The organism is Alcanivorax sp. P2S70 (genome assembly GCF_000475295.1).
Lineage (GTDB): Bacteria > Pseudomonadota > Gammaproteobacteria > Pseudomonadales > Alcanivoracaceae > Alcanivorax > Alcanivorax profundi.
On sequence record NZ_AXBZ01000025.1, the window covers coordinates 161,370 to 187,028 of the forward strand.

General features: G+C 58.6%; 24 protein-coding genes. 11 read left to right on the forward strand and 13 right to left on the reverse strand.

Annotated elements, in window-relative coordinates; all coding sequences use genetic code 11:
• Positions 1-10 precede the first annotated feature (10 nt).
• Genes Q672_RS26610 through Q672_RS26630 form a run of 5 tightly spaced genes read right to left on the reverse strand, consistent with a single transcriptional unit; the run spans position 11 to position 5,397 of the window.
• Positions 11-280, reverse strand: a complete 270-nt coding sequence (locus tag Q672_RS26610; RefSeq protein WP_022985531.1) for a K+/H+ antiporter subunit F — start codon at positions 278-280, stop codon at positions 11-13.
• Positions 274-771, reverse strand: a complete 498-nt coding sequence (locus Q672_RS26615) for a Na+/H+ antiporter subunit E (protein WP_022985532.1) — start codon at positions 769-771, stop codon at positions 274-276. Before Q672_RS26615 ends, Q672_RS26610 begins: the two co-directional genes overlap by 7 nt.
• A complete protein-coding gene (locus Q672_RS26620) occupies positions 768-2,246 on the reverse strand; it encodes a monovalent cation/H+ antiporter subunit D (RefSeq protein ID WP_022985533.1) in 1,479 nt (492 codons plus the stop codon). Before Q672_RS26620 ends, Q672_RS26615 begins: the two co-directional genes overlap by 4 nt.
• The gene (locus tag Q672_RS26625) at positions 2,243-2,599 is read right to left on the reverse strand and encodes a Na+/H+ antiporter subunit C (protein ID WP_022985534.1); all 357 of its coding nucleotides are present in this window, start codon (positions 2,597-2,599) and stop codon (positions 2,243-2,245) included. Before Q672_RS26625 ends, Q672_RS26620 begins: the two co-directional genes overlap by 4 nt.
• A complete protein-coding gene (locus Q672_RS26630) occupies positions 2,599-5,397 on the reverse strand; it encodes a monovalent cation/H+ antiporter subunit A (RefSeq protein ID WP_022985535.1) in 2,799 nt (932 codons plus the stop codon). Before Q672_RS26630 ends, Q672_RS26625 begins: the two co-directional genes overlap by 1 nt.
• A 487-nt stretch (positions 5,398-5,884) precedes the next feature.
• On the opposite strand from Q672_RS26630, the gene polA reads away from it, so the two are divergent.
• Complete coding sequence (gene polA / locus Q672_RS26635) at positions 5,885-8,653, forward strand: DNA polymerase I (protein ID WP_022985537.1); 2,769 nt, start codon at positions 5,885-5,887, stop codon at positions 8,651-8,653.
• Positions 8,654-8,720: 67 nt separating this feature from the next.
• Here the strand turns inward: polA and Q672_RS34450 are convergent, their stop codons facing one another.
• On the reverse strand, positions 8,721-9,113 hold the full coding sequence (locus Q672_RS34450; protein WP_199699438.1) for an SIR2 family protein: 393 nt from the start codon (positions 9,111-9,113) through the stop codon (positions 8,721-8,723).
• 260 nt (positions 9,114-9,373) lie between these two features.
• Here Q672_RS34450 and Q672_RS34455 point away from each other — a divergent pair, with 260 nt between their 5' ends.
• On the forward strand, positions 9,374-9,541 hold the full coding sequence (locus Q672_RS34455) for a zinc ribbon-containing protein (RefSeq protein ID WP_081703646.1): 168 nt from the start codon (positions 9,374-9,376) through the stop codon (positions 9,539-9,541).
• A gap of 257 nt (positions 9,542-9,798) precedes the next feature.
• Here the strand turns inward: Q672_RS34455 and Q672_RS34420 are convergent, their stop codons facing one another.
• Positions 9,799-9,975, reverse strand: coding sequence for a YHYH domain-containing protein (locus tag Q672_RS34420; RefSeq protein ID WP_326929258.1), 177 nt, complete (start codon positions 9,973-9,975; stop codon positions 9,799-9,801).
• A gap of 63 nt (positions 9,976-10,038) precedes the next feature.
• Positions 10,039-10,398: a winged helix-turn-helix transcriptional regulator gene (locus Q672_RS26645; protein WP_022985539.1), complete on the reverse strand. Its 360-nt coding sequence runs from the start codon at positions 10,396-10,398 to the stop codon at positions 10,039-10,041.
• A gap of 131 nt (positions 10,399-10,529) precedes the next feature.
• On the opposite strand from Q672_RS26645, the gene Q672_RS26650 reads away from it, so the two are divergent.
• From Q672_RS26650 to Q672_RS26665, 4 genes are all read left to right on the forward strand, one after another.
• Positions 10,530-11,123, forward strand: a complete 594-nt coding sequence (locus Q672_RS26650; protein WP_022985540.1) for an NAD(P)H-dependent oxidoreductase — start codon at positions 10,530-10,532, stop codon at positions 11,121-11,123.
• 13 nt (positions 11,124-11,136) lie between these two features.
• Positions 11,137-11,514, forward strand: coding sequence for a cupin domain-containing protein (locus Q672_RS26655; protein WP_022985541.1), 378 nt, complete (start codon positions 11,137-11,139; stop codon positions 11,512-11,514).
• A gap of 61 nt (positions 11,515-11,575) precedes the next feature.
• Entirely contained in the window at positions 11,576-11,977 is a 402-nt protein-coding gene (locus Q672_RS26660; RefSeq protein WP_022985542.1) for a GFA family protein, read from the forward strand.
• Between the two features lie 248 nt (positions 11,978-12,225).
• Entirely contained in the window at positions 12,226-12,975 is a 750-nt protein-coding gene (locus tag Q672_RS26665) for an outer membrane protein (protein WP_022985543.1), read from the forward strand.
• A gap of 72 nt (positions 12,976-13,047) precedes the next feature.
• Here the strand turns inward: Q672_RS26665 and Q672_RS26670 are convergent, their stop codons facing one another.
• Complete coding sequence (locus Q672_RS26670) at positions 13,048-13,500, reverse strand: pilin (RefSeq protein WP_022985544.1); 453 nt, start codon at positions 13,498-13,500, stop codon at positions 13,048-13,050.
• 515 nt (positions 13,501-14,015) lie between these two features.
• Here Q672_RS26670 and Q672_RS26675 point away from each other — a divergent pair.
• Positions 14,016-15,305 (forward strand): hypothetical protein, encoded by a 1,290-nt coding sequence (locus Q672_RS26675; protein WP_052017508.1) that lies wholly within the window; start codon positions 14,016-14,018, stop codon positions 15,303-15,305.
• Positions 15,302-16,180 (forward strand): hypothetical protein, encoded by an 879-nt coding sequence (locus tag Q672_RS26680; protein ID WP_022985546.1) that lies wholly within the window; start codon positions 15,302-15,304, stop codon positions 16,178-16,180. Before Q672_RS26675 ends, Q672_RS26680 begins: the two co-directional genes overlap by 4 nt.
• 108 nt (positions 16,181-16,288) lie before the next feature.
• Here Q672_RS26680 and katG read toward each other — a convergent pair whose 3' ends face one another.
• Positions 16,289-18,469, reverse strand: a complete 2,181-nt coding sequence (gene katG / locus Q672_RS26685; protein ID WP_022985547.1) for a catalase/peroxidase HPI — start codon at positions 18,467-18,469, stop codon at positions 16,289-16,291.
• Between the two features lie 238 nt (positions 18,470-18,707).
• Between katG and Q672_RS26690 the strand changes: the two genes are divergently transcribed.
• The 3 genes from Q672_RS26690 to Q672_RS26700 all read left to right on the forward strand — a co-directional run bounded on the left by Q672_RS26690 (position 18,708) and on the right by Q672_RS26700 (position 23,498).
• The gene (locus Q672_RS26690; RefSeq protein WP_022985548.1) at positions 18,708-19,886 is read left to right on the forward strand and encodes an efflux RND transporter periplasmic adaptor subunit; all 1,179 of its coding nucleotides are present in this window, start codon (positions 18,708-18,710) and stop codon (positions 19,884-19,886) included.
• Positions 19,883-23,026, forward strand: coding sequence for an efflux RND transporter permease subunit (locus Q672_RS26695; protein WP_022985549.1), 3,144 nt, complete (start codon positions 19,883-19,885; stop codon positions 23,024-23,026). Before Q672_RS26690 ends, Q672_RS26695 begins: the two co-directional genes overlap by 4 nt.
• A gap of 73 nt (positions 23,027-23,099) precedes the next feature.
• Positions 23,100-23,498 carry a sulfatase-like hydrolase/transferase gene (locus Q672_RS26700; RefSeq protein ID WP_022985550.1) on the forward strand — a complete coding sequence of 133 codons (399 nt, stop codon included), beginning with the start codon at positions 23,100-23,102 and terminating at the stop codon, positions 23,496-23,498.
• Between the two features lie 19 nt (positions 23,499-23,517).
• Here Q672_RS26700 and Q672_RS26705 read toward each other — a convergent pair whose 3' ends face one another.
• Genes Q672_RS26705 through rph form a run of 3 tightly spaced genes read right to left on the reverse strand, consistent with a single transcriptional unit; the run spans position 23,518 to position 25,507 of the window.
• Positions 23,518-24,132: a hypothetical protein gene (locus tag Q672_RS26705; protein WP_022985551.1), complete on the reverse strand. Its 615-nt coding sequence runs from the start codon at positions 24,130-24,132 to the stop codon at positions 23,518-23,520.
• Positions 24,133-24,136: 4 nt separating this feature from the next.
• Positions 24,137-24,787, reverse strand: coding sequence for an orotate phosphoribosyltransferase (gene pyrE / locus Q672_RS26710; protein ID WP_022985552.1), 651 nt, complete (start codon positions 24,785-24,787; stop codon positions 24,137-24,139).
• Between the two features lie 3 nt (positions 24,788-24,790).
• Complete coding sequence (gene rph / locus Q672_RS26715; protein ID WP_022985553.1) at positions 24,791-25,507, reverse strand: ribonuclease PH; 717 nt, start codon at positions 25,505-25,507, stop codon at positions 24,791-24,793.
• Between the last annotated feature and the right edge of the window lie 152 nt (positions 25,508-25,659).

Sequence of the window (25,659 nt, forward strand, 5' to 3'; positions counted from 1 at the left end):
GCGGCGCGACTCACTCAATAATGTCGCCGCGGGTCACGTACTTGGCCACCGCCACGGTGCTGACAAAACCGATCAGTGCGATCAGCATGGCGGCCTCGAAATAGAGCTTGCTGTCCTGCTGGATACCGTACAGCACAATAAGAGCAATGCTGTTGATATACATGGTATCCAGCGCCAGCACCCGGTCCGGCAACGATGGACCGAAAATCAATCGGCCCAGATTCAGTAGCCAGGCCAGCACAAACAGGCCCATGGCCAGGGAAATGGCTGTCTCTAGCATTCGAAAATCTCCTTCAGCGGGCGCTCGTAGCGCTGCTTGATCTCCGCCACCAGCGCATCGGGGTCATCCACATCCAGGGCATGAATCAACAGGGTCTGACGATCCTGGCTCACATCGGCCGACACGGTGCCCGGCGTCAGGGAAATGGTGCTGGCCAGCAAGGCAATGGCAAAGTCATCGTCCAGATCGACGGGAAACTCCACAAAGCCAGGACGCAACGACTTGAGTGGCCCCAACACCTTGATGGCCACCGACACGTTGGCCACGATGATGTCGTACAGCACCACCACCACAAAACCAAACATACGTGGCAGGTTGCGAATCCGCGGTACATTCGGCCAGAAGGGGCGAGTCGTCAGCGGCAACAGCACCGCCAGCACCGCCCCCAACAGGGCATGCCCTGCCGTAAAGCCGCTGAGCAGCATCCACGCCAGCCACAAGATCAGACTCAGGCTGGGAAACGGCAGAACACGATCCAGCAAACGACTCATTGCGCACCTCCGCCCAGTACTGCCTGCACATACCCATGAGGCTGACGCAACTGGTCGGCAACCGCCTCTGCCCATTGCAGCCCGGCTTCACCCCACAGGGCCATGGCCGGGCTCAGGGCCAGCAACCACAGCACCGCAAACAGGCGCCGGCGTGATGGCCGCAGGCCTGCGCTTTCCCCCGTGGTCCGCCAGAACAAGGTGGACCCGGCACGACTCAGGGCAATCACCCCACATAGCCCGGCCACCAGCAGCAGCACCCAGTAGATCGGTTCCGGTACGGTACGCAGCAAACCCACCTTGCCAATGAAGCCAGACAGGGGTGGCAGACCAATCACCGCGATGGCACCAACAAAAAACAACAGCGACAGCCGGCCACCACCCAGAATAGCCGGGCCCGCCACCAGGCGATCGCCCACCTCACCGCGACCCCGGGCCACCAGCCCGGCCAGCAGGAACAGGGCCCCGCAGATCAGCGTGGAGTGCACCAGGTAATACAGGGCCGGCGCCAGCGCCGCCCCATACCCGGCAGAAAACGCCGCAATCAGGGTGCCCACCGACATCACCACCAGGTACGCCACCGCCGTCCCCAGACGCTTGGCCCCCAACGCTCCCAGGCAAGCCAACCCCAGGGTAATCAAGCCCAGCCACCACAACGCCTGCTGACCAATGGGCGGTATCGGCGCCACGATCAACGCCATCACCCGGACCATGGCGTAGATGCCTACCTTGGTCATGATGGCAAACAGTGCAGCCACCGCAGGGGTGGCATTGGCGTATGTCGCCGGCAACCAGAAATACAAGGGGAACAGCGCAGCCTTGAGACCGAACACCACCCACAGCAATAACAACGCCACCGAGAACAGGGTGGTGTCTCCCACCGGCAGAGACTGGGCTTTTACCGCCACATCCGCCATATTCAGGGTGCCCGTGGTGCCATAAATCAGCCCCAGCGCAATCAGGAACAGGCCAGAGCCCACCAGATTCAGCACCACATAATGCAGGCCTGCCTTCACCCGCGCCGGGCCACGGCCATGCAGCGCCAGCCCATAGGACGCAATCAGCAACACCTCGAAGAACACAAACAGGTTGAAGAGATCGCCGGTGAGAAAGGCACCATTGATGCCCATCAACTGGAACTGAAACAGCCCGTGAAAGTTGGCCCCTTTGCGGTCATCACCGCAGCTCGCATACAGCAAGGCAGGAAAGGCCAGCACCGCAGTGAGCAACACCATCAAGGCACTGAACCGGTCCAGCACCAACACGATGCCGAACGGCGCTTCCCAGTTGCCCAGTTTGTAAACGGTATAAGCGCCGTCCCAGGCCTGATTGACCAGCACCACACCCACGGCCAGCAGGGCCGCACAGGAGAGCAGCCCGGTAAAGCGGCGCAGCCGATGGCGTTCGCGCACCTCCAGCAGCAACAGCAACCCCGCCAGACACGGAATCAGAACCGGGGCGATAATCCAGTGACTCATGCCTCGCCCCCCTCGTCCTTGCGACCGGGCACGTCATCGCGGCCATCCACGTGGTCGGTGTAGTGCTCGCCCTGGCTACGCAAGGCCAGCACCACCAAAAACGCGGTCATGGCAAACCCGATCACGATGGCGGTCAGCACCAGCGCCTGGGGCAGGGGGTCGGTGGGGTTCTCGCTCATGCCCACCACCGCCACTTCATCCATCTTCAAGCCACCCATGGAGAACAGGAACACGTTTACGCCATAGCTGAGCAGTGTCAGGCCCATGACCACCGGGAAGGTCCGTGCCCGCAGACACAAATACACCCCGGAGGTCACCAGCACACCAATAATGATTGCAACCAGCAGTTCCATCAGGCGTCCTCCCTCTTGTCATCCAGCAGCGACAGCTTGCCCAGATTGGCCAGCATCAACAGCGTCGCGCCCACTACCGTGAGGAACACCCCGGTATCGAACAGCATGGCGGTGGCCAGCTCGAACTTGCCCACCACCGGCCAGTAAATGTAAGCAAAATCACTGGTCAGGAACGGATAGCCAAAGGCCCAGCTACCGATCCCGGTCAGCCCTGCCAGCAGCACACCCAACGCCACCACAGGGTGGTAATCCCCCGGCATACGGCTATGCACCCAGGCCACGCCCGAAGCCACATACTGCAGCACCAGCGCCACCGACGTGATCAGGCCTGCCACAAAGCCCCCGCCCGGCAGGTTGTGCCCCCGCAGGAAGATATACACCGCAATCAGCAAGGCCAGCGGTAGCAGCGGCCGTGAGATCGTCACCAGAATCAGTGGGTGGGCATCTTTCGCCCAGGGGCGGCCCAGCGAATCGTACTTGGCCGAACGCAGCTCCAGATCCTTGAGCAGGGCATAAATACCCATGGCCGCAATCCCCAGCACGGTGATTTCCCCGAAGGTATCGAAACCGCGGAAGTCCACCAGGATCACGTTCACCACATTGGTACCGCCGCCTCCGGGCTTGCTGTTGTCCATGAAAAACTGACTGATGGTGCTGGTTTCGCCGGTCATCACCAGGAACGCCATGACCGCCACGCCCACCCCGCAAATCAGGGCCAGCAGCATGTCGCGCAGTACCCGGATGGAAGACGACTCCGCCTTGGTGCGTACCGGCAGGAAGTACATGGCAAGCATCAGCAACAGCATGGTCACCACTTCCACCGACAGCTGGGTCAATGCCAGATCCGGCGCCGAAAAACGCACAAACAGCAGTGACACCATCAGCCCCACCACGCTCAATGACATGATCGAGGTCATACGATGGCGGTGCAGTATGGTGGTCAGCAACGCCCCCGCCACCAGCATGGCCGTGCAGAGGATCGCCACCCCGTCCATGGGCAGCATCGCCACATCCAGGCTCAGGGCCGGCAGCTTGCCAAGCTGGGTCAGCAGCACCACTGCCACCAGAGCAATCAGCCAGGCCACATAACTCTGTAGCGATCCGTTCTGGAAACGCTGGGTAATGGCGGCAGACCAGCGCCCCAGGCGCTGCACCTGACCTTCAAAGACCAGCTTGGCATCGATATCAGGCACACGGGAGCGCAGCGCAAACAGACGGCGCCGCTGGGTGTAAACCAGCACCCCACCCACGGTAGCAACAACGCTCATCAGCAACGGCAGGTTAAAACCGTGCCAGATCGACAGGTGATATTCCGGCAGATTACCGCCCAGCGTCGCCGTGGCCGCCACGGCCAGCAGCCCGGCCACGGTGATCGCCGGGAACACCCCCACCGCCACACACAACGCCACCAGAATTTCCACCGGCACCTTCATGTAGCGCGGCGGCTCATGGGGCGGGTATTTGGGCAGGTTGACCGGCTCGCCGTTAAAGAACACATCGTGAATAAAGCGCGCCGAGTAGGCCACCGAGAACACCCCGCCCAGGGTTGCCCCCACCGGCAGAATCCAGCTCAGGGCCCCCAGCTGGTGGGAATCCAGCGTTTCGGCAAAGAACATCTCCTTCGACAGGAAGCCATTCAGCAACGGCACCCCGGCCATGGCCGCCGAGGCCACCATGGCCAACACCGCCGTGTAGGGCATGTACTTCCACAGGCCATTGATGCGGCGCATGTCGCGGGTGCCGGTTTCGTGATCAATGATCCCCGCTGCCATGAACAGGCTGGCCTTGAAGGTCGCGTGGTTGATGATGTGGAACACCGCCGCCACCGCCGCCATCTCGCTGTTCAGACCAAACAGCAGGGTAATCAGGCCCAGATGGCTAATGGTGGAGTACGCCAGCAACCCCTTGAGATCGTGCTGGAACAGGGCCGCAAAAGCGCCCCACAGCAAGGTCAGCATGCCCGCCAGGGACACCAGCTCAAACCACAGGTCGGTGCCGGCCAGCGCCGGGTACAACCGCGCCATCAGGAACACCCCGGCTTTGACCATGGTGGCCGAGTGTAAGTAGGCGCTCACTGGCGTGGGTGCCGCCATGGCGTGGGGCAGCCAGAAATGGAACGGGAACTGGGCGCTCTTGGTGAACACCCCCAGCAACACCAGGCACAGAATCAACGGGTACCATTCACTAGCGCGAATCAGGTCACCGCTTTCCAGCACCGTTTGCAGGGAGAACGACCCCACCACGCCACCGATCAACAGCACCCCGGCCAGCAACGCCAGGCCGCCCATGCCGGTCACCGTCATGGCCATGCGCGCGCCCTTGCGGGCCCCGGTCTGGTGCCCCCAGAAACCGATCAGCAGAAACGAGCTAAGGCTGGTCAGCTCCCAGAACACCACCAGCAACAGCAGGTTGTCGCTGGTGACCACACCCAGCATGGCACCCATAAAGAGCAGCAGGTAGGCGTAAAAGCGTCCGGCTTTCTCCTTGGCGGAGAGGTAATAGCGGGCATACAGGATCACCAGCAGCCCGATGCCTAATACCAGCAGGGCAAACAGTAATGCCAGGCCATCCAGACGGAAGTCCAGCGACAGATCCAGGCTGGGGATCCAGTTCAGGGTGCTGTGCAGGGTTTCGCCGGCAAACACCTGTCGGGCAGGCGCATAGAGCAGCGCCAGGGCCGTGGCAGGCAACAACGCCGCACCGCAGGCCAACGGGGTTCGGTTCCCCGTGAAACGCTCCACCAATGGCGGCAGAAATGCGCCCAGAAAAGGCAGCATCACCACAAAGGCAAGGTTCATAGATCAATCCGTTGTCATCATCGTAAGGGCGGCAACCCGCCCGCTAGCTTGAACAGGGTAGCTCAGAAAGACAATGACAACGGCGGATCAGGAAAATACGGACGGCGGCCCCGGCGAGGACACTGGGACAGGATGATGCAGCAGGGCTGGACCAGAAACGCGGTCATGGCATCCGTATTGATCGAAAGGAGCGCTGAGTATGCCACGGGTGGGCGGTGGGTGCGATACGACGCACAGCGACAAGCTTCAAGCTGCAAGCGACAACGCGGAGAAACGCCATACCCTGCTGCCAGGCCGTGCCCGCGAACCTGACCGTAGCGCCAAAACCCTTCGTTCGGCAAACTGAATCGCGGGCACAGCCTCCCCGGTTAACTGATGCCCAACCCGCGTTGCAGCTTGAAGCTTGAAGCTTGCCGCCCCCCGCCCTGCCGAAACCCGCCAATTCCGCTACACTCTCCCCCTCAGTCATCAGCAGAAGTCGAACCCCATGTCCGCAGCCGAAAAGCCCATCATCCTGGTCGATGGTTCCTCCTACCTTTACCGCGCCTTTCATGCCCTGCCGCCGCTCACCACCTCCAGTGGCCAGCCCACCGGGGCTGTGCGTGGCGTGGCCGCCATGCTGCGCAAACTGATGAAGGACTACGACCCGGAGTACATGGCGGTAATTTTCGACGCCAAGGGCAAGACCTTCCGCGACGACATGTTCGAAGCCTACAAATCCAATCGCCCGCCCATGCCCGATGACCTGCGCGCCCAGGTCCAGCCCCTGCACGACCTGATCCGTGCCATGGGCCTGCCGCTGATTATTGAAGAAGGCGTCGAAGCCGACGACGTAATCGGCACCTACGCCCGAATCTTCGGCGAGCAGGGCAAACCGGTGCTGATCTCCACCGGCGACAAGGACATGGCCCAGCTGGTCACCGACAAGGTCACCCTGATCAACACCATGAACGACGCCCTTTACGACATCGAAGGCGTGAAGAAAAAGTTCGGCGTGGGGCCCGAGCTGATCATCGACTTCCTCGCCCTCATGGGCGACAAGGTGGACAACATTCCCGGTGTACCCGGGGTGGGGGAAAAGACCGCCCTCGGCCTGCTGCAGGGCCTGGGCTCCCTCGACACCGTCTACGACAACCTGGACAAGGTCGCCGGGCTGAGCTTCCGGGGCGCCAAGACCCTGGGCAAAAAGCTGGAAGAACACAAGGAGATGGCCTTCCTCTCCTACCAGCTGGCCACCATCAAGCTGGACTGCGAGGTCAGCGACGACCTCAACGACCTGAAACTGCAAACCCCGGACGCCGAGAAACTGGCCGAGTACTACCGCAGCCTGGAATTCAAGGGCTGGCTCAGTGAACTGCTGGCCGGCAAAGACCCCGCCGCCGAAGACGCCGGTGGTCAGGTCGAGATGGAGGCCGACGATGATACTCCACCCGCCCCCAGTTTCGGGCGCGACGCCTACGACATCGTCTACACCCCGGCTCAGCTGGACAAGTGGATCGACAAGCTGAAAAGCGCCGGGGAATTTTCCTTCGACACCGAAACCACCAGCCTCAACTACATGAACGCCGAACTGGTGGGCTTCTGCGTGGCCGTGGATGACAAGGCCGCCTACATCCCCTTCGGCCACAACTACCCCGGCGCCCCGGACCAGCTCGACAAGCAAGTCGTCATGGACGCCTTCAAACCCCTGCTGGAAGACGCACAGCTAAAGAAAATCGGCCAGAACCTGAAGTACGACATGAGCGTGCTGGCCGAAGATGTGGGCATCACCCTGCGCGGCGTGGCCTACGACACCATGCTGGAATCCTACGTACTGGATTCCGTGGCCACCCGCCACGACATGGACTCCCTGTCCCTGAAATACCTGGGCCGCAAGACCATCAGCTTCGAAGAGATTGCCGGCAAAGGCGCCAAGCAGCTCACCTTCAACCAGGTAGGCCTTCATGAAGCCAGCCGCTACGCCGCCGAAGACGCCGACGTGACCCTGCGCCTGCACCAGACCCTGTGGCCCAAACTGGAAAAGGAAGGCCGCCTGCCGGACGTGTTCCAGAACATCGAACTGCCGCTGGTCACCGTGCTCAGCCGCATCGAGCGCAACGGCACCTACGTGGACGCCACCCTGCTCAAGCACCAGAGCCAGTACCTGGCCAAGCGCATGGCGGAACTGCAGGAGCAGGCCTTCGAACTGGCCGGGCAGGAATTCAACCTGGCCAGCCCCAAACAACTGGGCGAAATTCTCTACGAAAAGCTGGAAATCCCGGTCATCAAAAAGACGCCGAAAGGCGCGCCCTCCACCGCCGAACCAGTGCTGCAGGAACTGGCCCTGGAATACCCCCTGCCCCAGGTGATCATGGATTACCGTGGCGTGGCCAAACTGAAGAACACCTACACCGACAAACTGCCGGAGCTGATCAACCAACGCACCGGCCGCGTGCACACCTCCTACCACCAGGCGGTGGCCGCCACCGGACGCCTGTCTTCCAGTGATCCGAACCTGCAGAACATTCCGGTGCGCAGTGAAGAAGGCCGCAAGATTCGCCAGGCGTTTCTCGCTCCGAAAGGAAAGAAAATTGTCGCCTGCGATTACTCCCAGATCGAACTGCGCATCATGGCGCACCTGAGTGGCGACAAGGGCCTCACCGACGCCTTCGAAAAAGGCCTGGATATTCACCGCGCCACTGCGGCGGAAGTGTGGGGCAAGACCCTGGACGAGGTGAGCGACAACGACCGCCGTAACGCCAAGGCCATCAACTTCGGCCTGATCTACGGCATGAGCGCCTTCGGCCTGGCCAAGCAACTAGGCCTGCCGCGCAAGGAAGCCCAGGACTACATCGACCTCTACTTCGAACGCTACCCGGGCGTAAAACGCTACATGGAAGAAACCCGCGCCCAGGCCTCAGAGCAAGGCTACGTGGAAACCCTGTTCGGCCGCCGCCTCTACCTGCCGGAAATCCGCAGCAGCAACGGCCAACGCCGCCAGGCCGCCGAACGCACCGCCATCAACGCCCCCATGCAAGGCACCGCCGCGGACATCATCAAGATGGCCATGATCAAGGTCCACGACTGGCTCGACACCACCGACTTCGACGCCAAGATGATCATGCAGGTGCACGATGAACTGGTGTTTGAAGTGGCAGAGGATCAGGTGGAGGATCTAGTTAAGGAAGTGAAGGCTCGTATGGAGTCAGCGGCAGAGTTGAAGGTGCCGTTGATTGTGGATGCGGGGATTGGGGAGAATTGGGATGAGGCGCATTGAGCGCCTCAGACAGCATCCAAATTGAAGAATATAAGCATCTTTGTTGGATATCATCATAAGTCAATTTCTAAACACCCATCCCAATTTTCTGAAGAATCCTTGGGATCTCATCATATTCTTCATACCAAATCACATTAACTCCTAGCTCGCGCATCACTTCCTCATTCAGGCTATGATGACGATCCAGAAAACGCTTCGAGATACTTACTGGAGCTCGAACAACATTTCTCCCAGATTCTTTCTTGAATTTTTCCAACCCAATTCTCTGCATAAATGCATAGTGTCTAGGCCGATCTAATGATTTGGCTGCGATTTCGAGAAGCCTCCGCAAGTTGGGGTCTGACAACGAAAGACCAACCATCAGGCAAGTTGTCTCTTTGAGACTTGCAAGCTGAACAAGGTTGGACCAGTGGTAAGCCTCTCCATAAATCTGATGGTACCCTTCTTCAGAAAAAACCAACGTCGAACGCTCGAGATTGGAATACCTTGATCGATCCTCAGGAAGCAGTTAAATAGGGGGCACGCATCAAACCATATATCATAACCTGTTGATTATAAATATAAATTAGCCAATCCTTCCACCACAGTGCTACCCAGCTCATCCGCCGATAATGCAACCCGAAACGTCACATCGCAGCACAATCTCAATACTGAGAATTGCGCACAAGCCATCAATTGAGTAGCTTATCAATAGGTCAAAAAATGCACAGGAGATTGACGATGGAACGCTTTCTCAAAAATGTACGACCTCTCAAGTCGACGACCGGGGAAAAACCGGGCAAAGGCTCTTACCAATGCAATAACTGCCAGCAGGTTGTTCACCTAGACGACCAGACCGACAGACTCCCGCCCTGCCCGCGCTGCGGCGAAACAGAGTTTTGGCCTTAAAAAAAGATAAGGAGATCTAACAATGGGAATCAAGCCAGGCCCAAAGCCGAAAGCCAAGTCAACAGGCAAGGAAGATCGACGACAACGGGTAACCCCTGAGAACAAACCCAAGCACAAGGGCCTCAAAACCCATAAGCATAAATCCGGGGACTAAGTGCTCTCAATTATAGGTCAGAAATCGATAAAACCAGGCAGGAATAAAGCCAGGAAAAAATGGAGTTATGCGCGATAGCGATGAAGCTATCGCGCTCCAGAAATCAGTGGCAGTGGTAGGGTTTTTTCCCCGCATGGCATCCATTCGCATCAGTACCACCAGAGTGAGCCAAAGCAGTGCCAGAAACCATCATAACAAGCGCAAGTGCAGCCATTACCTTCTTCATAGTTATCACCTTCCCTAGGTTTTGTGGTTCAACCATACTGCATCTCACAGCCATCCAGGGCAATAACTGAACAGAATGTCAGCCTTTAGCCATTGCAATCGAGGGCCAGTATCCACCCTACCGAATATCATACTTCTCCGACCACAACCGCAGATCCTCCAGGATATCCATCGCACTGCGCCCCAGCTCGGTGAGCTCATAGGTCACGGCGATAGGACGGTCGTTGATGACGGTGCGGAGCACCATGCCGCGGGCCTCCAGTTCCTTGAGGCGCTGGTCGATCATCTTCTTGGTGGCGCCGCCGAGCATGCGGTTCAGATCATTGAAGCGTACCGGGCCATCCTTCAGGTGGTAGATCAACGAACCGGTCCACTTGCCGCCGATAATGCGCATCCCCCGCTCGATGGCGCAGGGCTCCATGCAGGCATCGATGACTTTTTTTCGGCCATAACCGTCTGTTTCGATGCGACTTTTCATTTTTTCACCGCCGTTTTCACCAGGTTTCCAAAAGGATACCAATTGATCCGCGTCACAAGGTATAAATAGTATACCTGAAATAGATTGGTAACCAGCAACCGCTACCCCTTTACTGTTTCATGGAGAGCCCAATGAGCAAGATCCTGATCATCAACGCCCACCATCCCTACCCGTTTGCCGAGGGCAGACTCAACGCCTCGCTGGTGCAACGGGCCAGCGAACAGCTCCAGGCCAATGGCCACCAGACCCGCATTGTGGAGGTAGACAAGGGCTGGGACGTGGAGCAGGAGCTGGCCAATCACCAGTGGGCCGATGTGATCCTGCTGCAGACCCCGGTGAACTGGATGGGGGTGCCGTGGGTGTTCAAGAAATACATGGACGAGGTGTACACCGCCGGCATGGGCGGGGCGCTGTGCAACGGCGATGGCCGCACTGAGGCCGCGCCCAAGGCCAACTATGGTGCCGGCGGCACGTTGAACGGCAAGCGCTACATGCTTTCATTGACCTTCAACGCCCCCGAAGAAGCCTTTGATGACCCGCAGGAATACCTGTTCCAGGGCAAGAGCGTGGACGACCTGCTGTTCCCCATGCACATCAACTTCCGCTTCTTCGGCATGACACCGCTGGACACCTTCGCCTGCTTTGACGTGATGAAGAATGCCCAGGTGGAAAACGACTTTGTGCGTTTCCAGCAGCATCTCGACACCCAGTTCCCGGCCGCCTGAAGGAGTGCCCCTGATGAAGACATCAGTGATTGCCATTGTGCTGCTGGGCATGGCTCTGAACCTGAGCGCCTGTGCCACCGCCAGCCAGCAGGATCACCGCTCTGCCCATGTGACTTCCCCCGACCAGTACCGGGTACTGCTGGAGAACGATCAGGTGCTGGTACTGGAGATGGTATTGGAACCGGGTGAATCCGACCGCCTCCATGACCACCGCGATGAGACCGTGTATTTCCAGCAAGGCGGCTCTCTGCGCATCAGTCTGCCCGGCGGCGAAGCCATGGACGTGACCGTACCCGACGGCCATGTGATGTGGCATCAGGCCTGGACGCACCAGGTGACCAATACGGGCAGCGAGCCGGTGATGGCCATTATTGTGGAAGCAAAACCCTGAACACGAATACCGGTAGGCGGGCCATCGGGCCCGCCATCGTCGCAACGAAAAGGAGCACACCATGACAGAACAGCACCAGGTGCATTGTGATTGTGGTGAGGTGGTCATCACCCTGAACGGCAGCCCCAGAGTGCACGCCCACTGCCACTGCGAAGATTGCCGCAACCTGCTACAGGTGCCCTACCATTCCGTGCTGGCCTGGGACGGCGACCAGGTCAGTGTCAGCAAGGGCAGTGACGCACTCACCGTATTCCAGTCCCCCACCAGCAACATGACCCGCGCCTTCTGCCAGCATTGTGGCGAGGTGCTCTACAACACCAATGCCATGGGCTGGAAGATCGTTTCGCAATGGCTTTACCGGAAAACCCACCACGATACGCTGCCGGAAAGCTGCCAACCCAATGCGCACTTTTTTTATGACCGCCGCACGGTGAACATTGACGACGTGTTACCCAAGCGCTGACCGCGGGACAGGCATTCCCATGACAACAAGGCCCCACCACCGGCACGCAGCCTGGCACTGCTTCAGGGTGGTGAAAAGCCACCCTTGAGAGCAAGGCCCATGCACCAGGAAACGACCGGACTCTGGCGTGCCCCCATACAGCCGAAAACCACCCAAATGGGCGATATGCAAATAATGAAATCTTGTTATTTTACATTCGGGGGAGCGTCAGTCTGTCGCTCAACGTAATCATTTAGTCAGGTAATCTCATGAAAATGAAATTCACCCTTCTTGCTTCATCTTTGCTTGCCGCCGCCATGCCAACCCTCACTTTCGCTGAATCTGCTTTCTCAGGTTTCCAGGCAGGTGCCGCACTGGGATACCAGGATACCGACATGGATTGGGACACCACTCGCATTACCAGTGCCTTTGACCCGAACGATAGCGGCACCCCGGGATCCGGCGCCTCAGCCTCACTGGACGATTCTGCCTTTGCTTACGGCGTGTTCGGCAGTTACAACATGGCATTGAATGACCAGTGGATTGTGGGGGCAGAACTGGCGTACCAGGGAAGTGATACCAGTGATTCTGTGAGCCCGGTACCCGGCTTTCCCGGTAACCGCTCAGAAGCAGAAGTGGAGGTGAAAGACACCTTTATGCTGGGTCTCAAAGGCGGCTATTTGCTGAATGAAACCATGCTGGCCTATAGCACCCTAAGTGCAACGTTTACGTCTGTCGACGTCAACTCTGACTGTCCGTCCGATGGTGCCATCTGCAACCCGGGCTCGTCCGCCCGCTCCGACAACGATGATGACAACATCACCGGCTGGGCACTGGCTGTTGGGTTGGAAAAATCCTTGTCCAGCACGCTGTCTGTCCGTGCAGAATATCGCTACGCGGACTTTGGCACCGCTGAAGTCGAAGCGGTCAAACAAGCTAACGGGGAATCCTTTGGCGTTGACGCGGATATCGATGTCACCAGCCAGTCTCTGATGCTCGGGGCCGCTTACCGGTTCTAGGCAGTGCGGGCGCAGGAAGCCCTGCGCCCGGTTTTGAATGTGGCTGGCATGGCGGGGAAGGGCCTTACATCATTAACTGGCACTTCCCTCTTCGGAGCCGCACCCCGCCGGCTGAAACTGGCGTTCAACAGTTGTGGTGCATGTCCACGTACCTGCAGCATCGTGTTCCCAGACCAGCGTTTCACCTGCAATGGCAGATGCCGCATTGCCACCAAACCTTGCTGTCAGTAAGGCCACATTGGTATCCATATCGATGGTCACTACCAGCCCCCCGCCTTGAAAGCTGGCCCCCAAGAGATTGCTGCTCATCCAACCGAAATCACAGCGCGTGTCATCCTTGCCTTCCATTATGCAGGTATCCACCACCGTACGCAGCGCACCCACCTCAGCCATCACGCGCGTAACCTGCGTCTTGGAAACATAGTTTTGATATTGGGGGATCGCCACTGCGGCGAGAATGCCAATAATGGCGACCACAATCATCAGTTCGATGAGGGTGAATCCGTTTTGAGCCTGGTTCTTCATGAGTATTTCTCCCCTGTCCCGGGCATTTCTTATTCAGCAGCCTCCGGTCACCGACCTCGAAGCGCCGCTTTTTTATATGAACAAATGCAGAGATCAGGCCAATTATGGGCTATCTATGATGGAGAACCTTCAGCACGCTAATTCACGGTATTTGCACTGAAAAAAGGGGATACGAACGGCGTTTTTTGTTTTCGCTTTCCCGAAAAAACCCACCTATCACGTCACAAACTGACTAATTTTGTAATCCAAAAAAATCGAACACCATTCATCCCTTAACACCCCAACGCTGCCATTCAATACCTTCGGGCGCCAGTACGCTCCGGACGTCTTTCGCCCTCTCATGGCAATGCCTCCGTGCGTCTCGCCAAAAAAAACACCCTCGCGAAATCTGTTCACTGCCGTGAAACAGGCAGCAGAAATATGTAGAGGAAAGGCCCCATTTGCCGTTTGCCCCGCCATCACCGTGCTAGGCTCCGACGACACTACTGGCATCAATAACAACCAGGAAGGCCATCGTGACCACACCTTATCGCATCATTATCTGGAGCCCGGGAGACATGGGCGGGCGCGCCCTTAAGACCGCACTGACATCGCCCCTCTTTGACGTCGTTGGGGTGAAGGTTTTCAGCCCTTATAAACACGGTGTCGATATTGGCGAGCTGGTAGGCCTGCCTGCCACAGGTATCAAAGCGACAACCCGCAAGGAAGAGATCCTCGCCCTGGATGCTGACTGCGTAATCCACACACCAACCACTCCCGCACTGCTCGAAGGGGCGGATGCGGATGTGGTGGATTTGCTTGCCTCGGGTAAAAACGTGGTATCGGGCGCCTCCTACCACAATCCGTCCATGCACAACTGGCTATCGGAATCCCAACCGGCCCTTTCTGTGTTACGAACCGTAGGCAACATGAAAGTCACTGGAGATGTGTTCGGGCCAAAAGAAAAGCAGGCACTCGCCGCCCTCAAGCAAATCATGAGAGCCATCGACTCCAGCCCCGGCCAACGCTTGCACCCCATACTTGAAAAACTGGCCAACAAGATTGTCGACCGTGTGCTGCCGCGACGCCTGGACGGCGACAAGTTTCAAAGAGCGTGTCTAACTGGCGGTAGTTCCCTGTTCGGCACCGGGCTACACCCCGGAGTCATGGTTGAGCAGGTGTTGCTGCGCCTGGCCAGCCTGATGGACCACGTCGAACAGGTGCATTTTCTCGAAGTCGGTGATTTGTCCGCTGCGCCGGACGGCATGTGGGGCGGCCTGGAAAGTCTCGGCTACGGCATGCCACTGGAATCGGTGGACTCCAACCATGCCATTGCCCTGATGCAACATTTCTATTTCAACGCCGTGCTCGGCAATGTTGCGCACCAACTGTATGGCATCGGCCCTGAACGGATCCGGGTGGAACGTCATGTCTACGCCTGCCCGGCCCGGGTTGAAATTGTGGCCGGCGGAACGGTAATCAAACCCGGAACCGTGGGAGCCATTCATATGACCTACCGCGGGTACATTGATGACAAGCTGTTCATGACTAACGAAGAATGCTGGCACGTGGGAGGCGGCAACGCTCACTTGGGACCGGATCATCCCGACAGTCTGGCAGGTGGCCACCTGATCACCCTGGAGGGCAAGCCCGGCCGCATCACCTTGCGCTCGGAGCCAGAAGATGACTCTTTTGAAGCAGACTGGTCTGCCGTTACCGACATTTCCGTAAAAGCCATTCTCGACAGCATCCCTGCGGTTTGCGCTGCCGCCCCCGGAGTGGTAACCCCGGATCTTGCCCCGCGCTTTCGTCTGGAGGAAGCATGAGCAAAAAACGTCTTTCCATTGCCGTGCTCGGATGCGGCCCTCTGAGCAACACTCTGGCTCAGCACATCAAAGCGGATCCGGCCCTCGCTTTATCCTGCACAACCCCAACCCCACAGCAACTCACTGCCAGCGCGGTGTGCGTCATTTACCTGCCCGACGCTGCGGCATCACTCCCAGAGGCGTCCGAGCAGATACAGGCCTTGCTGGCGGAAGGGAAAAACGTCGTCACTCCCCTGCCCGCCAGTGCGCTGGGCAAAGCCGCTATCCTGTCGGCCTGCAAGAAAGGAAATACCACGTTTCATGGCACTGGCGGTTTCCAAAACGCCCTGCCGGTACGTTTCAATCGTGCCTTTGCCGCCATTACACGAGACATCAGCGACATTGCCCTGGTCGAAGAACGCCCCGCCAGTCGCGAATGCGCGCAGAATGCCCTCTGCCGAAGTCTTTACCAGGATAGCCTGCACACTCTCAGTGACGCAGTGTTTGGCGATCGGCAAGACAATCTGAGCCCGGACCTGAGCCCGCTCGCTCTTGAGCCCAATGCCAACCCTCCCCGTATCGGCAGCATCTCCAATGCCGAACCACACACGGTGATACGTCGGTCTTTGGGTAACCATGTCAGTTATGATTCATTGTGGTCAGACCCTGACCCGGACAACAACACTCTGCGCTATTCCCTGCACACACGCAGCGCCGATGCGATCGGCCATGCCACCGTGACTCTGGAAGGCGATGGCGAACAGGATCTTTTATGCCATCTGGAGTCACGCCAGTTACTGGCTGCACTTGCCATAACCATCTACAGCGCGCCCGGCATTTTGCACCACGAGCTGGACATCAATGCCGTAAAAGCGGATGACCGGCTGCAGATCTGAAGGCAATCCATTGGGTTCCAGCCTTTTCGAAAAAAAGGCTCACTACGACAGACATAAAAAACGGCGCGCGGATATCCGCACGCCGTTTTGATGTGGAGCACTACAGGGTTACTTCAGATCGAAGCGATCCAGCTCCATTACCTTGGTCCAGGCCGCCACAAAATCTCTGGCGAACTTTTCCTTGGCATCATCACTGGCATAAACCTCAGCCAATGCACGCAACACGGAGTTGGAACCAAATACCAGATCCACACGGGAGCCGGTCCACTTGACTTCACCGCTGTCACGGTCACGGCCTTCAAACGCCTCCTGATCCTTGTCGACCGCTTTCCACTCGGTATTCATGTCGAGCAGGTTGACGAAGAAATCGTTGCTCAGCGTTCCCGGCTTGTCCGTCAGAACACCCTGGCTGCCGCCATCACTGTTGGCACCCAGTACCCGCAAGCCACCGACCAGCACGGTCATTTCCGGGGGAGTCAGGGTCAGCAACTGGGCGCGATCAATCAACAGGTGCTCGGCACCAATGCTGAACTTGCCCTTCTGGTAGTTGCGGAACCCATCCGCCACCGGCTCCATGGGCTCAAACGAAGCCACATCGGTCTGCTCCAGCGAGGCATCCATCCGGCCCGGATTGAAGGGCACGGTCAGATCCACACCCGCATCCCTGGCCGCTTTTTCGATAGCGGCACCACCGGCCAGTACGATCAGGTCCGCCAGCGACACTTTCTTGCTACCCGTATTGAAGTCGCTCTGGATACCTTCCAGCGTCTTGATCACCTTGGCCAACTGTTTGGGCTGGTTTACCTCCCAATCTTTTTGCGGCGCCAAGCGAACACGGGCGCCGTTGGCACCACCACGCTTGTCGCCGCCCCGGAAGGTCGAGGCAGATGCCCAGGCGGTAGAGACCAGCTCGGACACAGACAGGCCGGCATCCAGAATCCTGGCCTTGAGATCCGCAATGTCCTTGCTGTCCACCAGATCGTGATCCACGGCGGGAATCGGATCCTGCCAGATCAGCACTTCCTGCGGCACTTCCGGGCCGAGGTAGCGGTCACGGGGCCCCATGTCACGATGAGTCAGTTTGAACCAGGCGCGGGCAAAGGCATCGGCAAACTGATCCGGGTTGTCCTTGAAGCGACGGGAGATCTTTTCGTACTCCGGATCGAAACGCAGGGACAAATCGGTGGTCAGCATGGTAGGCCGGCGCTTCTTCGACTTGTCGAAGGGGTCCGGAATGACCTCATCGGCATCCTTGGCCACCCACTGGTGGGCGCCAGCCGGACTTTTGGTCAGCTCCCACTCAAAACCGAACAGGTTCTCGAAGAAGTAGTAGCTCCACTTCACCGGCGTCTGTGTCCAGATCACTTCCAGGCCGCTGGTAATCGCATCACCGGCTTTGCCACTGGCATGGTCACTCTTCCAGCCAAATCCTTGCGCGGCCATATCCGCCGCTTCGGGGTCGGCACCTACCAGTTCCGCATCACCGGCACCGTGGGTCTTGCCAAAGGTGTGACCACCCGCAATCAGCGCCACAGTTTCTTCGTCATCCATGGCCATGCGGGCAAAGGTTTCACGAATATCATGGGCGGCGGCTACCGGGTCCGGGTTGGCATTGGGGCCTTCCGGGTTGACGTAGATCAGCCCCATCTGCACTGCTGCCAGCGGGTTTTCCAGATCGCGCTGGCCGGCACGGGATTCGGCGTAGCGCTTGTCGCCATCCAGCCAGCCTTTCTCGGCACCCCAGTAGACATCGTGATCCGGCTCCCAGACATCTTCACGGCCGCCAGCGAAACCAAAGGTTTTGAAGCCCATGGATTCCAGCGCCACGTTACCGGTGAGGATCATCAGGTCTGCCCAGGAAATCTTGCGACCGTACTTCTGCTTCACCGGCCAGATCAGGCGCCGGGCCTTGTCCAGGTTGCCGTTGTCCGGCCAGCTGTTGAGCGGGGCGAAACGCTGCTGGCCACGGCCACCACCGCCGCGGCCATCGGCCAGACGGTAGGTGCCGGCACTGTGCCAGGCCATGCGGATAAACAGGCCGCCGTAGTGACCGAAATCAGCCGGCCACCAGTCTTTGGAATCCGTCATTACCTTGCGAAGATCCGCCTTAACCGCGGCCAGATCCAGCTGGCTAAATTCCTCGGCATAATCGAAGTCCTCGCCCATGGGGTCCGACTTGTTTGAGTGCTGACTCAGCAGGTCCAAACGCAACTGGTTCGGCCACCAGTCCTGGTTTGTGGTCCCGCCGCCAGCGGCATGTGCCACCGGGCACTTGTTTCCGTCAGCCATAACACTTCTCCCTGTCCGTGTTGGTTAGCGCGTTAAATATGGGTCTACCTTAGTCCTCGCTCTTTGATAGCTCTATTCATCTTTGCCAAACAAACCGATAGCTATACCTAATACCTGCAAGCTAACGTGAAACCGCCAACAACCCTGTCACAGGCTTCGTGATAAAGTGGCTCCACAACTAGAACATACAGGGATTCGGTGACGTTGCCACCGACATGCGACACGGAGAAAATTATCCATGCGTTGGATCAAATTCGGCTTACCCCTTACGGCTTTTTTGTTTACCGCCTGTGACGACACACCGCCACCGGCCGCTCCGCCCCCTGAAGTGTTTGTGGTCACGGCCAGCGAACAGCCCTACCAGCCAGAACGCACCTTCACCGCCAGGATTGACTCACGCAGTGATGTGAATATCACCGCCCAGGTGTCCGGCAAACTGACTGCCGTTCACTTTCGGGAAGGGGATGTCGTGGAGGCAGGGGCCCCCTTGTTCGACATCGATCCGGCACCTTATGAAGCCGCGCTGGCCAAAGCCAGAGCCGAACACGAACGAGCCAAAGCCAACCTTCGGGAAGCCAGGAGCAACTTCAGCCGGGCCAACAAGCTGGTGGAGAAGGGTTACATCTCCGACTCGGAGTACGACACACTGAAAGCCCGGCAACAGGAAGCCGACGCGGCCGAGCAATCGGCGAGAGCGGCACTGGAAAGCGCCCAGGTTGACCTCTCCTATACCCACATCACCGCCCCTCAAGCGGGGCGTGTCGGGCGCTCCATCGCCTCGGTAGGCGATGTGGTGAGCCCGGGCTTTGGCACACTGACCACCCTGGTGGGCGGCAATGACATGCAGGCGGTCTTCCAGATTCCCGAAAAATTGCTCACCGAAGCCGCCATGAGCGACAAACAGCCCAAACCTTCCGAGATTGAAGTTGCTCTGGATATGCCCAACGGCAGCCGCTACCCCTACACCGGCAACATTGTTTATGTCTCTAACCGGGTAAACACCAATACCGGCACCGTGGAAGTACGCGCCGCCATGCCCAACCCCCGCGACCTGTTGCGCCCGGGCATGTTCGTGCAAGCCCATGTCCGCCTGATCGACACGCTTCAGGGGCTGATGATTCCACAGGCCGCGTTGCAGGTAGATCAGCAAGGCACCTATGTCTTCACCGTTAACCAGGAAAACCGGGTACTGCGGAACAACCTCATGACGGGAGACCGGTTCGGCGAAAACGTGCTGGTCAGTGAAGGGCTGCAAGCTGGTGACAGGGTGATCTTGCGCGGCATTCAGAAAGTCCGCCCGGGTAGCGAAGTGGTTGCCTCGGACTACAAACCGGCCACCACCGCCCATACTGGCAGCACCCCCGAAAACGCGCCCAGCGGGCAACCAGACAGTGACAGCGAGGGAGACGCCCAGTGATCAGCAGCGTCTTTATTCAACGTCCCAAACTGGCCATGGTGGTGGGCCTGGTGATTACCTTCACCGGGTTGCTGGCCATGAAATTGCTGCCGGTGTCCGAATACCCGGAAGTGGCCCCTCCCCAGATCTCGGTCAGTGCCAGTTGGCCAGGCGCCTCGGCAGCTATCATGGAAGAGTCCGTGGGCCAGGTCATCGAGGATGTGGTCAACGGGGTAGAAGGCATGGAGTACATGTCGTCCAGCTCCTCCAACAACGGCAGCTACTCCCTGGCGATTACCTTTGAGGTCGGCGAAGACCCGGACATGGCCCTGGTGAGAGTCCAGAACCGGGTCAAACTGGCAGAGCCTTCGCTACCGGCAGAGGTCCGGGCCCAGGGACTCACCATCGACAAGAGCTCTCCGGATATTCTCTTTACCGTCAATCTATATTCCCCGGACGGCTCGCTCGATGAACTGTTCATCGCCAATTACAGCTTGCTGAACGTGCAGAACCCTCTCAAACGTGTCGATGGCGTTTCCGACGTTAGCGTATTCAGCTCAGCAGATTATTCCATGCGCCTGTGGATGGATCCGCCCAAAATGACCGCGCTTGGTATCACCCCGGAAGACATTGCTGCAGCCCTCAATGAGCAGAATGTTCAAGCACCGGCAGGCAAGATTGGCGCTCCGCCCTTTGATGGCAAATTGAGTACGGAATACACCCTGCAGCTGGAGGGCCGACTCAAGGATGTGAAGCAGTTCGAAGACATTATTCTTCGGGCGGATGAAAACGGCGCCATGGTGCGCTTGGGCGATGTGGCCCGAATCGAACTCGGCCAGCTCTCCTACAGTATTGCCGCCAATTACCAGAACCACCCCACCACGGTGATGGCGGCTTATCTGGCCCCGGGCGCCAATGCCCTTGCCACCGGGGACGCACTTAAAGACGCCCTCGAGTCGTTGAGCGAAACCTTCCCTGATGGCCTCGAATACGCCATCGGCTATGACACCACACGCTATGTGGAAGTGGCGATCCAGCAAGTCACATCCTCTCTGATTATGGCTGTCGGTCTGGTCATCCTCATCACCTTTATTTTTCTTGGTGACTGGCGCCCGACGCTGGTCCCCACTGTGGTCATTCCCGTCTCCCTGATCGGTACCCTGGCCGTGATGCTGGTCGCCGATATGTCCATCAACACCATCACCCTGTTCGGTCTGATCCTGGCGATCGGCATCGTGGTGGACGATGCCATCCTGGTCGTCGAAAACACCGACCGGCACTTGCATGAAGATCCGCACATCAGCACCCGCGACGCAGTGACCCGCACCATGGAAGAAGTCACCGGCCCGATCATTGCGACCACACTGGTATTGCTGGCCGTGTTCGTGCCAGTAGCCTTAATGCCCGGGATTACCGGCATCATGTATAACCAGTTCTCGGTCACCATTTGTGTGGCCGTGGTGATTTCATCCATTTGTGCTTTGAGCCTGAGCCCGGCAGTCGCGAGTCTGGTACTACGTCGCGACAAGGGAGAAGCCCGCTGGTACCGTGCGTTCAACAACGGCTTTGCCAAGGTAACCCTAGGCTATTCCCGAATCGTTGCCGGCCTGCTGGGTCGACGCGGACTCACCCTGGCCCTGTATGCGGTCATCATGGTCGGGCTGCTCTTTGCTGCCCGGGCCGTTCCCACGGGTTTTGTCCCAGCGGAAGACAAGGGGTTGCTGCTGGTCAACGTGCAGCTGCCCGACGCGGCCTCTATTAATCGTACCGAAGCGGTGGTGGAACAGGTTCAGACCTTGCTGAACAATGATCCCGCCGTAGAGTCTGCGACGATGATCGCCGGTTTTTCGATGCTGACAGGGGGGGTACAGAGTAATGGCGGGACCGGCTTTGTGGTGCTCAAGCACTGGGATGAACGACCCGATTTCAAGGACATCTCACTGGCCGTTTCCGCACGGGTGACGCAGCAGGCCTATCAGAGTATTCCGGAAGCACAGATTCAATCCTTCCCGCCCCCTTCCGTCCCTGGTATGGGTGCTGTTGGCGGGCTTGAACTGGTGCTGGAAGACACTCTGGGCCGCAGCCATGCGGATCTGGCCGGCGCCATGCAAATATTGACCGCGGCAGCAAACCAGTCCTCCCTGATTGGTAGCGCCTATACCAGCTTCCGGGCCAATGTCCCCATGTATCGCATCGACATTGATCGCAACAAGGCCAAAACCCTGCAGGTGCCGCTCACCAATATTTTTGCGGCCCTACAAAGCCATTTGGGCTCCAGTTACATCAATGACTTCTCTCTGTTTGGGCGCACATTCCGGGTGATGATGCAGGCAGACCCCAGCTATCGCTCCGACCTCAAGGACCTGGAGCGCCTGTATGCACGCAGCAACAATGGCGACATGGTGCCCTTGTCCACCTTGCTGACCACCGAACCGGTTCTCGGCGCGGATATCAGCAACCGTTACAACCTCTACCGTTCGGCCATCTTGCGTGCCCAGCCTGCTGACGGGGTAGCCAGTGGCGATGCCATGGACGAACTCGAACGCATTGCCGCAGAGGTTTTGCCAGAAGGTTATCAGGTGGAATGGACCGGACAGAGCTATCAGGAACGCAAGGCCGGCAGCCAGATTGGCATCGCCTTCGCTCTGGCCATGGTCTTTATTTACCTTTTCCTGGTTGCCCAGTATGAAAGCTGGTCCGTCCCTGCCGCCATTATTCTGGTGGTGCCCATTGCCGTTGCCGGCGCCATCGGCGGCCTGCTGATGGTGGGACAAATCGGCATTCCTCAACTGGGGGCACTGGATCTGTTCGCCCAGGTGGGGCTGGTGTTGCTCATTGGTCTCGCCGCCAAGAACGCCATCCTGATCGTGGAATTCGCCCGCGAACGGCGCGAGCAGGAAGGGCTGAGCATTCTGGAGGCCGCCGCCGAAGCCGGCCGCCTGCGCTTCCGCGCTGTGTGCATGACGGCCCTCTCCTTTGTGCTGGGCATCCTGCCACTGGCCTTCGCCAGTGGCGCCGGCATGTTCAGTCAGCTTTCACTGGGCCATACGGTGATGTGGGGCATGCTGGCGGCATTGCTGATCGGCACGCCCATGATCCCGGCGTTCTATGCCATCGTGCAGGGCGCGCGTGAAGCGTTGAAGCAACGGCTGTTCAAGTGAATCACCTTCAACATTCTGCCATGCTGGGAGTCGATGATGAGATCACCACACATCTGAAAACAAGGAGAGCCCCATGATCCAAAGGATGTTACTGCTACCCATGCTGCTGTTAACGGCACTGGCCAATACAGCCTGCGCCGAATCCTCAGCCAGCGAAGAGAAGCGTCCCAACATCCTGGTGATCTGGGGTGATGATGTGGGCATGTGGAATATCAGCGCCTACCACCGCGGCATGATGGGGGGCACCACGCCAAACATCGACCGCATCGCCAACGACGGCATGATCTTCATGGATCACTACGCACAAGCTTCCTGCACTGCGGGCCGCGCTGCCTTTATTACCGGGCAATACCCCATGCGGACCGGTCTCAGCACCGTGGGGCTACCCGGGGCAGAACAGGGCCTGCAGGCCAAGGATGTGACGCTGGCAGAACTACTGAAAGCGAAAGGCTATGCCACTGGATCACCGTGACGCGCTGGCGCGGCCCGGCTCAGCGATCGGCGTTAATCTCCTCAAGTCGCTGAATGATCGGAGCATACTCTTCGTTCACTTCGCCGATTTCGACGTCATAGCCCGCCAGCTTTTTTTCCGAGAGCGAAATCTGCCGCTGCAAGCGAACAATCGCGTCCTGAACACCCTCAGGCACATCCTTCCCGCTTTGCTCACTCCGCGCAGCCACCGCAATTTCATCATCCAGCTTCATCTGCAGCTGCGCCAGGTTGTTTTCTTCGTAACTGATCGCCAACTCCAGCGCATCCACTTTGCGGTCGCGGGCTCGCATCGCATCATCCGGGCCGGCGTAGAGCCTTAAAAGAACCGCATCCTCGCGCCTCTGTCTGGCCTGCTGAAGACGGCGCTCCCGCGCCTCTTCATCATTCAGTTTGACGCCATCCACCTCTTCCAAAACCCGGCCATGCTTGTCGATCAGCTGGTAACCCGCCTCGATGGCCGCATTCGACAGTGTACGGTTGAGGTGTACGACACCATCGGCTGTGACATGACGAAAATAGGCCCCGTGGGGCAGACGATCACTGGCACGCACACCCGATGCCGACCAGGCAGGTAGCGATAAAGCCAGCACGATGACAACCAAAAGGCTTCGCATTTTGTTATTCCACTCCGTAGCGCTCCCGGTACCCGCGCATCTTCGCCACCATGGGCCCGCTGTCCGGTTGCTGCTCAAGCCAGTCGATAATATCGTTCATTGCCACGATACTGCCGACCGGCACCCCCAATGTCTTTTCCACTTCCTGAATAGCCGACAGCTCGCCCTTGCCGCGCTCCTGACGATCCAGAGCCACCATGACACCCGCCATGGTCGCGTCGGTCTTTTCGAACAAGGCAGCCACTTCTCTGATGGCTGTCCCTGCCGTAATCACATCATCAATCACCAGCACCCGGCCCTGCAGGGGAGCCCCGACCAGCCAGCCGCCTTCGCCATGATCCTTGGCTTCCTTGCGGTTAAAGGCCCAGGGCAAATCCTGACCGTGATGCTCAGCCAGCGCCACCGACACCGCCGCTACCAGCGGGATGCCTTTGTAGGCTGGTCCGAACAACATATCGAATTTCTGGCCAGATGCCATGATCGCATCCGCATAATAGCGCCCCAGCCGCGCCAGTGCTTCACCGGTGTTAAAGGTGCCCGCGTTAAAGAAGTACGGACTGGTGCGACCGGACTTGAGCGTAAACTCACCAAATTTCAGGGCGTCGCGCTCCTGGGCGAAACGCAGGAAATGCTTCTTGTAGTTCTTGATGGTCATGATTTACCAGCCCAATACGCTCTGTTGTGCCTTGATGATGTCATTGATGCCCTTTTCCGCCAGGCCCAGCAGGGTATCGGACTGCTCGCGAGTAAACGGCGCGCCTTCGGCGGAGCCCTGAATCTCGATAAAGCCGCCTTGCTGGGTCATCACTACATTCATATCAGTCCCGGCGTTGGAATCCTCAGCATAGTCCAGATCCAGCACCGGGGTGTCTTTATAAACGCCCACGGAGACCGCACCGACCAGGCCGTTAAGCGGGTCATCCTTGATCTTCTTGGTTTCCAGCAGGTGGGTAAAGGCATCGACCAGCGCCACGCAGGCACCGGAGATGGAGGCCGTGCGGGTACCGCCATCGGCCTGCAGCACATCGCAGTCCAGATAGATGGTGCGCTCGCCCAGCTTGCTCAGATCCACCGCGGCACGCAGCGAACGGCCGATCAGGCGTTGGATTTCCAGGGTACGCCCCCCCTGCTTGCCACGGGAGGCCTCACGGCCGGAGCGGGTATGGGTGGAGCGGGGCAGCATGCCGTATTCGGCGGTCAGCCAACCCTGGCCCTTGCCTTTCAGGAAGCGTGGCACCCCTTCTTCCACGGACGCGGTACACAGCACCTTGGTGTTCCCGAAGGCCACCAGCACACTGCCCTCGGCATGAACGGTGTAGTTGCGGGTAAAGCTCAGTTCACGCAGTTCATCAGTGGCTCGACCGGAAGGACGCATGGGATCTCCTGAATCATAGAAAACGAAAGGCCGGCCATTGTAGCAAACACCGGCGGCAATGCCTTCCTTGCACCTCCCTCCGTTCAGACTAGACTAGGGAGCCTCTGAATAACTCCTTGCATGCTCAGTCATTCAGGCTGGTTCGCAATCTA